Origin of the sequence: Acidithiobacillus sp. HP-11 (genome assembly GCF_015100075.1) — a bacterium.
Classification (GTDB): Bacteria; Pseudomonadota; Gammaproteobacteria; order Acidithiobacillales; family Acidithiobacillaceae; genus Acidithiobacillus; species Acidithiobacillus thiooxidans.
In genome coordinates, this window is record NZ_JACKYY010000074.1 from 1 (window position 1) to 7,178 (window position 7,178).

The 7,178-nt window shown below is 51.2% G+C and carries 6 protein-coding genes and 1 pseudogene; 1 reads left to right on the plus strand and 6 read right to left on the minus strand.

The features are described 5' to 3' along the window. The 4 genes from H7F08_RS14475 to H7F08_RS14490 form a co-directional block, all read right to left on the minus strand. Positions 1-330 (minus strand): Arm DNA-binding domain-containing protein (locus H7F08_RS14475; protein ID WP_193640927.1); only part of this gene is annotated, 330 nt, incomplete at its 3' end. A 252-nt stretch (positions 331-582) separates the two neighbouring features. After that, complete coding sequence (locus tag H7F08_RS14480; protein ID WP_193640928.1) at positions 583-1,614, minus strand: site-specific integrase; 1,032 nt, start codon at positions 1,612-1,614, stop codon at positions 583-585. A gap of 9 nt (positions 1,615-1,623) precedes the next feature. After that, positions 1,624-1,848 carry a DUF4224 domain-containing protein gene (locus H7F08_RS14485; RefSeq protein WP_024894612.1) on the minus strand — a complete coding sequence of 75 codons (225 nt, stop codon included), beginning with the start codon at positions 1,846-1,848 and terminating at the stop codon, positions 1,624-1,626. 4 nt (positions 1,849-1,852) lie between these two features. After that, a complete protein-coding gene (locus H7F08_RS14490; protein ID WP_024894613.1) occupies positions 1,853-2,812 on the minus strand; it encodes an AAA family ATPase in 960 nt (319 codons plus the stop codon). Positions 2,813-3,035: 223 nt separating this feature from the next. Here H7F08_RS14490 and sppA point away from each other — a divergent pair, with 223 nt between their 5' ends. Continuing rightward, positions 3,036-4,859, plus strand: a complete 1,824-nt coding sequence (sppA, locus tag H7F08_RS14495; RefSeq protein WP_193640929.1) for a signal peptide peptidase SppA — start codon at positions 3,036-3,038, stop codon at positions 4,857-4,859. Positions 4,860-5,388: 529 nt separating this feature from the next. Here sppA and H7F08_RS14500 read toward each other — a convergent pair. Continuing rightward, a pseudogene (locus tag H7F08_RS14500) lies at positions 5,389-5,550 on the minus strand (IS110 family transposase); the annotation flags it as partial. A 139-nt stretch (positions 5,551-5,689) separates the two neighbouring features. Beyond that, the gene (locus H7F08_RS14505; RefSeq protein WP_193640930.1) at positions 5,690-6,781 is read right to left on the minus strand and encodes a L,D-transpeptidase family protein; all 1,092 of its coding nucleotides are present in this window, start codon (positions 6,779-6,781) and stop codon (positions 5,690-5,692) included. Positions 6,782-7,178: the final 397 nt, after the last annotated feature.

A 7,178-nucleotide genomic window follows, 5' to 3' on the forward strand; every position in this document is an offset into this window, starting at 1 on the left:
CTTGCGGGCGGCCTGTTCCATCTTGGCGATGCGTGCGGCTTCCTGCTTGGCGCGTTCCTGTTCTTCAGCATAAACCTGTGGGTCCACGCCACCATCTAGCTGCTCGTGGGCTTTTTCTGCTTTTTTGCGCGCTGCCTTCAGTGACGTATGCGGATATTCCCCAATTCGCATAATCCGGCGTTTACCGTCGCACTGATAGCGGAGTTGCCAGATTTTCCCACCAGAAGGATATACACGGAGTTCCAAACCGCCACCATCCCGATAAATCATTTCCCGCTTTTCGGGTTTGATGTTTTGCACTTGCTTGTCATTGAGTAGATTACTAGCCATCCCTGCCTCCTTCGATTTACCGGTTACACTACCGGTTACACTTGGATTGCGTAAGGATGGCACACGATGAAACGCAAGTAAACAGTAAGTATCTGTTTTTTATCAGTACTGCATTTTTAGTGAAACGGCAAAAAACCCAATAAAACCGCATATTGTCTGCTTTGGGAGCAGGATGTCGTAGGTTCGAATCCTATCGCCCCGACCAATTAAATCAACAGATTACGGCACCTTCCAAGGGTGCCGCTTTCTAAATCACTCTTTGCTTTCTAAAACCCTACCCAAAGGGAGTACCTTTTGGGTTTCTCTGGCGCGGATATAGGTTTCGGTCATGGAACCGTCTGCGTGACCGGCTAGGGCTTGGGCGTAGTCCCTTCCGCCCTGTCTGCTGGCGTCGGTGAGCGCCTTCGCCCGAATATCATGGAAGTGGGCATCTTCTACCTGGGCACGTTGGCAGAGTCGTTTCCAGGCCCAGAGCCAGCCGTTTTCAGAGAACGGCTGGCCATCGCGGGTAGAAAACAGATAAAAACTGTCAACACGTCTCCGCAGAGCCTTGGCGCGATCCAGCACGACCCGCAACTCCTGGGTGATCTCGAAAGCCAGTTTTTTGCGGGTGGAGTAGGCCGTCTTGGAAGGACGTACAACGAGAACATCGTCCTGAATATCCGTTAATTGGAGACGCATAAGGTCGCCGCGTCGCAGGGCGGTCAGGTAGGCCAGGTCAATGATGATTTGCCATTGTGGGTTCGCGTGTTGGCGAATCTGTAAAAGTTCGGCATCGGTAATATAGCGATCCCGCGCCTGTTCCTTGTTGCGTCGCACTCCGCGTGTAGGGTTGATATCACACCATCCCCACCGCATGGCGAAACTGTAGATGGTGGAAAGCAGGCCGATCTCCCGATTGGCGATAACCAGGACAGGCTTCCCGGACTTATCCTTGCGTCGATCCAGATAAGCGGCAATATGATGGGGCTTTACGTCAGCCAGTTCCACATCACCAAACACTTCAGCGAGTTTTTGCGCCATGCGCGGCCATTCTTTTTGTGTTTTTTCGGAATAGGTAGAGAGACATTCTGCGAGAAAACGATGGATAGCGTCACTGACGGTGCGCCCATGGCGGTTTTCTTTACCTTCCATTTCTGCCCACATTGCTACCGCTTCGGGGTAACGATCAGAAAGGCGTATCCAGACGTTTTTCCCGTCCTTGCGGGCGACATAATAATAAACCCGCCCCTTGCGTTGCATACGGGGCGGCAAATGGCGATTGACGGTACGCGGTCTGGGCATACCCCGTTTTTAGCCGACCTGATCCAGAATCTCAAGCCTGGGTTGTGCTTTTTTATGGGGCCTGCTTTCCGTGACTGTTCCGCCAAGTTTGCGTTCGACTTCCGCCCGCAGGACGACAGGCCGTCCGACCGCGTTGATTTCGCAATGATACCCATGTTCCCGTAGCCATCGTGCCTGGGCGGTCCAGCGTTTGCGTCCAGTGAGTATTTCTATTTCATCTGGCGTGAGAAACATTTTTTCAGTCTCCCTCTTGCAGGGAGCAAACCCTTTGCAGGCTGCCAAGCCCTTCGCAGGGTGCAAGCCCTTGCGGGGTGCTCACGGACAGAAGGGGTGTTTCTGTCAGGGTGATGTCGGTTTCGAGAGGGACCTCCTGCAAACTTTCAATTTCCGCCCAGAGCAATGGCAAAATGCGCTGCACTTCAAAGGACCGCAGGATATTTTCGGGTTCATCGCGACGCATGAGCCAAGCCACGGTAGCCGCTTTCAGATCATCCAGACTTCGGCAAACATGGCGGGCCTCGTTCAGGAAGTGGGTCATTTCCTGTAAGGAGATCACAGTTTCATCCACCCGTTCGCAGGCATGGGCCAGATCAACAGTCAGTGCACAGGCTTTTTCCGAGGTCTGGGTGCGCGATAAAAGCAACTCCACCGCCAGCGCATGACTCATGCGTTCCATGCGCAGCCGCCGACAGCGACGCATGAACGGCTCGGTATGTTCGCGCATTCCGTTACTGGTCACCAACACCAGCAATCGGTCGAGATTGGTATAAAGGTGTTCGCCGGGCTTGCCCGGTACGCGGCCGGTTTGCAGCCAATCCAAAAAGAGTGCTTCAAAGGATTCGTGAACCTTATCCATTTCATCCAGGCAGGCGACGGTCCAACCTTCCTGCTGGCTAGCTTCGGCCACCTTGGTCAAAAAACCTTTTTCGGAATCCCTTCGCAGGGTGCTAGCCCCCGCACTGCTCTGGTAGTCGAAAAACTTTGCGCCGTCCGTCCAGGAATGCAGTTGGACGTAGTGGTAACGCTCCCGCGCTTCCAGCGCATCGGCAATCGCTTCTGCGAGCGCCGTTTTGCCGGTTCCGGCCTCTCCGGTCACGAGCAAGGCCCGCGCCCCACTCCCCTTCTGGGCCATCAGGGATTTTAGCGCCTGGATGGTTTCGGAATTGGGGCGGTATCCGGTTCGGGTCAAATCCATCATCAGAAAAACTCCTGTATCGGTACTTGATACAGGGGTGATGCCGATTTCTCAGACAGGTCATGGTAACTCCTAAAAATATCTGACTGATCAAACGCGGGCCTGCTATCTGGCTACATTAGTATTTTTCGAATTTCACAAATGTTGTATACTGGTCTGCATACGGCTTTATGGTTCGAATGGAATCTCCACATCACGTTTATTACTGCTGTTAGGATGATTGGCTATGCGCATATTGCTTCTTCCCTTCATTTGGTTGGGCCGTGCCATGCACTGGTTGCGCATAGGAATTCTCAACCTGCTGACGCTCGTTATTCTTTTGTTTCTTGTTGTTTTTATAGCCTACAAATCATTCTATCATCCTGTTGTTCCCAATGGGGCCGCTCTGCTTATCGCTCCACGTGGTGCCCTGTTTTACAGTCAACGCGAATCCTGGCAAAGTCGTGTGCTGAATCACCTTGCCGGGCAGAAGGCTGCAGATGCTTCCGTTAGGCAGATGGTCCATGGGATTGATCGCGCCTCCACAGATCCGCGCATTCATCTGCTGGAATTAAATCTAAGTGACTTTAGTGGGGGCAGTATCACCCAGCTAGACACTATAGCACGGGCCCTACGGCGATTTCGTGCGCAGGGCAAACCTATTTATGTCTATGCACCCAACTATTCCCAAGATGCTTATCTATTGGCCGCCCAGGCCAACCATATTTACCTGCCCAAGTTAGGTGCTGTCCTGATCACCGGATTTTCGACGCGCGGCTTATATTTTAAAGGACTACTAGACAAATTGGGGATCACGGTATACTCCTTTCGACAAGGGCAATATAAATCTGCCATGGAACCCCTTACCCTGACGCATATGTCCAAGCCTGCTCGGGTTGAAAATGCCGCCTGGCTGAAAGTATGGTGGAACGCCTATCGCAACAATGTAGCCCAAGGTCGTGGGCTTAAACCTTCGCAAATTGCCGATTATGCGAACCGGTTGCCTGAACTTATGGTGAATTATAGAGGCAATGCTGCTGAGCTGGCTCTTAAGCAAGGACTGATCACTCATATCGGTGATGCGCATGCGTTTAGGAAGGCGGTTGCCGCCGCGCTGAAACAATCCCCTGGCCACGTAAAATTGATTGGATTGCATACCTTTTTGGCGGCAACCCAAAAAACCACTAACACCCATGCGCAAATTGCGGTCATACCTATTGACGGGATGCTTGTAACGGGAGACACCCCCCTTCCAGGCGTAGTCGCGGCCCAAGCCACGATCAAGCAGTTGAACCGCGTCCGTCATGAAGCCTCGGTGAAGGCCGTCGTTTTGCAGGTGAATAGTCCCGGTGGCGATGTCAGCGCAGCCCAAGCGATTCGTGCCGCTATTGTCCGCTTACGCAAGGCGCATAAACCGGTTATCGTCAGCATGGGCACCCTCGGCGCATCAGGTGCTTACTGGCTCTCAACTGCAGCAGATCGTATCTATGCCCATCCCACCACGCTGACAGCCGACATTGGTGTGTTTGCGCTATTCCCGAACTATGCAGGGCTACTAAAAAAATTGGGGGTTCACTATTCGGGAGTGGCCACCACGAAAAACGCCAATGCGCTGTCCCCGTATGCACCCATGGGTAAAAATGTTCAAAAAGCGCTTCAGGCGATGGTAAACCATACCTATGCTGACTTTGTGAAACTGGTAGCCAACGCTAGACATATCCCATTCAAAAAAGCCGAACACGATGCCCAGGGTCGCGCCTGGAGTGGCCTGGATGCCTATCACCTAGGCTTGGTCAATGCGCTCGGAGGTATGCCGCAAGCGCTTCAGGAGGCTGCCAAACTGGCAAAACTTTCCAAAGGACAATATCGGATAAAATACCTGCCGCAGCCAACACCTTCGATTGCACTTACCCAACAGTTGAATGTGTTGGGTCTCACCAGTCTGCGTGACGATATTTTGGGAGAAAGCTCCACGCTCGCTGGAGTGGTTCCCATGGACCAGATACGTTTACTGCTTCACGAGGCGCGTCCATACGCTCTTATGGCTTATTTACCCGTAAACCCCCGGTAATGATGAACCAAGCTCCCTGCCTGTTCAGATACTTCCACAGTAAATTTGTCTTTCATGCTTATTTACTTCGCTATCTATTGGTTCCATTCCGTCATTTCGTAGAGCCACTAAATCTGGGACGATCTCTGCGGAAAGTATTTTCACAACCGGGCCTTTGACAGTCTGGAGGCACTGGAAGTCCAGCTTGTTGTTGGTCTATGTGTCATTGAGGAAGACCACACCCGCGTGAAATCCATCGCGGGATGGAAATACATAATTAACTCTATTTCTACTGTGAATTAGAATCATCCCCTGCCAAGCTTGCAGCGCCCCAATACAAAGACCCGCAAAATGGCTGCTCCAACCCCCAGAATTCCCTGCTGATTGGAACCGTACCGTACATACTAATTGCCTGTTCTGCGAATCGGGAAAGGTACACGTGTTAGCGGAAAAACAGTTTCATACTGATAAAGCATCATCCTAGCGTTTCCCCTGAATTACGGGGGGCTGGATCTGCTTGACAGACGCACCCGACTCTACCGCGAATAATGCAGGCTTCCATGGCCACGATATCCGGTTGCCGATTGGCGAAAAACTCCAGAAGCGCCCGACGCTTCATCTGTTTGCGATGAATCTCACCGGTCTCCATGTCTACCCAGTGCAGCTGCATAACCTTTTTTGCCAAATCCAGTCCATAAGTTGTAATCTGCATGACGAGTCCTCCTTGTCCTTACCGTGGATAAATTTCCACCTTGGCACCTTGATGCCGTCCGGATCAAGCGGGGACTCCCTTCTGAAGCGCCCCGCTGCCGGTCCTGTAGGGGGAGGCATCCTTACCATCCCTCAAAGAGTCACTCCTTCTGACCCTTAAGGATAACCTGTACATGTAGGTGTTCCTGGTTTTTGGTTTTCGCTAAAGCCAAAGGCGGAGGAACGGCCGCACTATTGGCTGCAGGACCATAAGGGGCGTAAGCATATGGCTTGGCTGGAAGTGCTGCAGATAGTGTTTGATAACTGGGGGAATGAACGCCTATGGGTAAAGCGACTGTATTGTGCTCTTCAACGATGCGACGCACCCTGCCCCAGTTAATTTTTTCATGAACTCCATGTTTCGTCATGAATAGCTTGATGCGCATAACGGCACGCTGAAGGTCTGAAAATCCCTCTTTATGATAAGCGTCCAAGGGCTTATAGGACTGGAGATAAAGCTGGCCATTATCAATGCCGACCAAATTGGGCCGGTCGATAATGCGAACCGGAGTCCCGACCGGAACCATGGGGAACAATTGCGCGATATTTTCAGGATACATCTGAAAACAGCCCTGACTGGACCGCATGCCTACGCCCCATGGATGGTATGTTCCATGAATGAAAATACCAGAGAGTCCCGTTTCCATCGCCAATTCGCCCATAGGATTTTCGGGGCCAGGCGGCCAGTACCAGGGTATATTCATGTGAAATTTCTTCTTGAACCAGGCATGGATGTTCTTCGGAACATTCCATGCAGGCATCCGGTACTTAGCAATGATTTCAGTAGTCGTCAAGCTTTCTTTCCAGCCGGGTAGAAACACCCCAACAGGGTAAGTAAATACGACATGATCATGGGCTGGAAAGTAATAAATCCGCCGCGCAGGGATATCTACAACAATACCTATCCAAGGTTTGGGTGGTAAAACATACTGAGCGGGGATGACCACTTTACGAGCCTGCCCGGGTAGCCACGGATTAACGCCTGGATTGGCATGCGTGACCTGATTGTAACCCAGATCATAAAATCGACCGATATCAAGAAGTGTATCGTCCCGATGCGTTGTTACCGCATGCAATGATCCAACTATATTGCCTTGATTGGGCAACGCAAAAACACTTGCCTGTGCTGTGCCAAGAACCAGACAACCTAACACAATTGGTAACAACCAGATAGACTGTTTATTCTGAATCATATGGCACCCCAAGAAAACAAGCATAAACATAAAGTTAAATCAATAACAAGATAAGACAAACTCACGCTCAAATTAACGAAAATCAGCTTTTATAACTCCTCACGAAGAGACAGATAAATGATCCTACCAGAGGATTCGGATACGTATTATAATTCACGCTCCTATAGTTACTCATCCTGACCTATGCGCTCTCGCACATCAAGGATATAGTAAACCACGCCAAGGCATACAGCAGAAATGGCATAAGCAAGAACTGTGGCACTGTGGATATTTCCGGGCTCCTCGCTACTTGGAGTGGATACGAGGGTACGGTAGTCTTAGGGCATTGCTGATCTAGGGAAGGTTAATGATGGACGAAGACAAGCTGTTTACCTTGGCGTTGGGGTTGGTTCCGCCG

What these genes read in the sequence shown, in the direction of transcription:
- H7F08_RS14480 (WP_193640928.1), bottom strand. Translation starts at nt 1,614, where the DNA reads ATGCCCAGACCGCGTACCGTCAATCGCCATTTGCCGCCCCGTATGCAA.
- sppA (WP_193640929.1), top strand. Translation starts at nt 3,036, where the DNA reads ATGCGCATATTGCTTCTTCCCTTCATTTGGTTGGGCCGTGCCATGCAC.
- H7F08_RS14505 (WP_193640930.1), bottom strand. Translation starts at nt 6,781, where the DNA reads ATGATTCAGAATAAACAGTCTATCTGGTTGTTACCAATTGTGTTAGGT.
- H7F08_RS14485 (WP_024894612.1), bottom strand. Translation starts at nt 1,848, where the DNA reads ATGTTTCTCACGCCAGATGAAATAGAAATACTCACTGGACGCAAACGC.
- H7F08_RS14490 (WP_024894613.1), bottom strand. Translation starts at nt 2,812, where the DNA reads ATGATGGATTTGACCCGAACCGGATACCGCCCCAATTCCGAAACCATC.